This is a genomic window from Collinsella sp. SGI.095, from assembly GCF_050314535.1.
Classification (GTDB): domain Bacteria; phylum Actinomycetota; class Coriobacteriia; order Coriobacteriales; family Coriobacteriaceae; genus Collinsella.
Genome location: NZ_JBNPNG010000051.1, coordinates 1 through 1379, shown reverse-complemented (window position 1 = coordinate 1379; position 1379 = coordinate 1). Strand labels below are relative to the sequence as shown.

The window sequence follows — 1379 nt, the reverse complement described above, 5'->3', positions numbered from 1 at the left end:
AGATTTCTTCTGGGGCGGTTGACAAGGGCTGTCCTTCAGCCCTGCAATTAAGAGGATGATGAGCTGGCTGAGCTCATGAAGGGCCTTGGGAGCGAGGGGTGCCCACCAGCAATTCAGCCTCGATGGTGATGCTTTTCACACGCGATAGATTTAGGGACTCCGCGTCGATGCCGAACAGCAGCGGCGTCATCTCGGCGAACACGCGGACGTCCCTTTCGGACATCTCGAAGGTGCGCGTCACCTTGATGCGGTCGGTCATCTTGAAGTGCTTCTCAAAGCAATCGGTCACCAGCTGGTTTGAGTATTCCTTGCTGCGCAAAGATCCTTCAGCAAGGTGGCGCAGCTCCGTAAGATGATTGCTGCCTGGAACCACTTTGACCAGCACTCCTGGCGCGGAGGCGTTTCTGGTTGGGGTGAGAACGCGCTTGAATTCGTCGTAGTTCGAGGGAGCGAATACGTCCACCACGCAGTTGATGGAGCCTTTCAGCACGGGGATGTTCGTCAGGTCGCCAACCAGCCATTTGACCGCCTTTCTGGAATCGTGGCGGGCCGCCATCAGCATGGCGTCTTTTGAGAGGTCAAACGCCACCACGTCGACACAGAGGTTTTCTCGGATTGCACGTGCATAGAAGCCTTCTCCGCATCCCGCGTCGAGCACGCGGAATGGCGTCGCGTTCACAGCTGCAGGACCCTCGCTTGGGGAAAGGGCCCTTCCTACCGCGGTGAGGACGGCTTCTTTCACGTGGTCGTAATACCCTGCCTCCAGGATTGCCATGCGGCTCTCAAAGGATTCTTTGCTGTAGTGGGCTGACTGCCTGGAGGGCCCTAGAAGGTTTACGTACCCCTGCTTTGCGATATCGAAGCAGTGCCTCTTCGGACATACGAGGCTCCCTTCCTGCAGCTTCAGGGCGCTGTGGCAAAGGGGGCAAGAGAGCACGTCGGCGCTGTCAGCAAATCGCGCGTATCTGTCGAGTACCATTGCGTCTCCTTTCGTCCAAGCAATTCTAGCAGATGAGTCTTCCCCAGCAGTGCATGGCTAATCACAGCAGGCAGAACCGCACAGTGACAAATAGCTGAGCTATTTCAAGCTGGGATTTCGGTATTCTGCTGCCCTCTTTTGGGCCACTTCATTTCGCCACGCTTTTGACAGGAGCAACAGGGTCCTCGCGCGCAAAACGCATATGGGCAATGCAGCCGTCTGTCAGGGCATGCCTGCGCCCCCGAACCTGCCGAAAAGGCGCTGATCTGCCCGCCAGGGCATGCCTGCGACCCCGAACCAGCCGAAAGGGGGGTGGATCTGCCCGCCAGGGCATTGGCAGAAGAAAGAATGCCGAGATACTCAATAAGAAGATTGATAACCTTCAGCAGGTGAAAAAAGG

General features: G+C 57.0%; 1 protein-coding gene and 1 pseudogene. Both read right to left on the bottom strand.

Going from position 1 to position 1379, the window contains the following annotated elements; all coding sequences use genetic code 11:
* Window positions 1-73 precede the first annotated feature (73 nt).
* Window positions 74-775, bottom strand: coding sequence for a methyltransferase domain-containing protein (locus tag ACQRCA_RS08410; protein ID WP_052241580.1), 702 nt, complete (start codon window positions 773-775; stop codon window positions 74-76).
* A 63-nt stretch (window positions 776-838) separates the two neighbouring features.
* Window positions 839-979 (bottom strand): annotated as a pseudogene (locus tag ACQRCA_RS08405) (putative RNA methyltransferase); the annotation flags it as partial.
* Window positions 980-1379 lie beyond the last annotated feature (400 nt).

Excerpts from the sequence above, each read along its gene's own strand:
- ACQRCA_RS08410 (WP_052241580.1), bottom strand. The coding sequence starts at position 775 with ATGGCAATCCTGGAGGCAGGGTATTACGACCACGTGAAAGAAGCCGTC.